The sequence below is a fragment of the Bacillus sp. SIMBA_008 genome (genome assembly GCF_046535495.1).
Taxonomy (GTDB): domain Bacteria; phylum Bacillota; class Bacilli; order Bacillales; family Bacillaceae; genus Bacillus; species Bacillus subtilis.
In genome coordinates this window covers 1-249 of record NZ_JAWRWL010000961.1, presented here as the reverse complement: position 1 = coordinate 249, position 249 = coordinate 1, and the positions used below count along the sequence as shown (strand labels likewise).

Annotated in this window: 1 pseudogene; it reads left to right on the top strand. The window is 69.9% G+C overall.

What is annotated here, in order from left to right:
* Positions 1-78: 78 nt before the first annotated feature.
* Positions 79-249 (top strand): annotated as a pseudogene (locus SB658_RS26230) (alpha-L-rhamnosidase N-terminal domain-containing protein); the annotation flags it as partial.

Genomic DNA, 249 nt, shown 5'->3' with positions numbered 1-249 from the left:
ATGCCGGCGCGACGGAACACGTTTCCGACCTCCGGGACCGGGCACTGACCGCAGTACGCGAGCCATGCGGGCGAGAACACCATCGCGGTACGACTCGCGGGAGCGTGGGCGACGGAACGCTACGGCTTCCGCGACGAGGCGGCCACGGTCTACGGCGATCAGCCCCGTTTCGCCGCGCAGCTCGTCATCGAATACGCCGACGGGCGCACCGAGACGATCGTGACGGATGCCGACTGGCAGAGCGCCCCC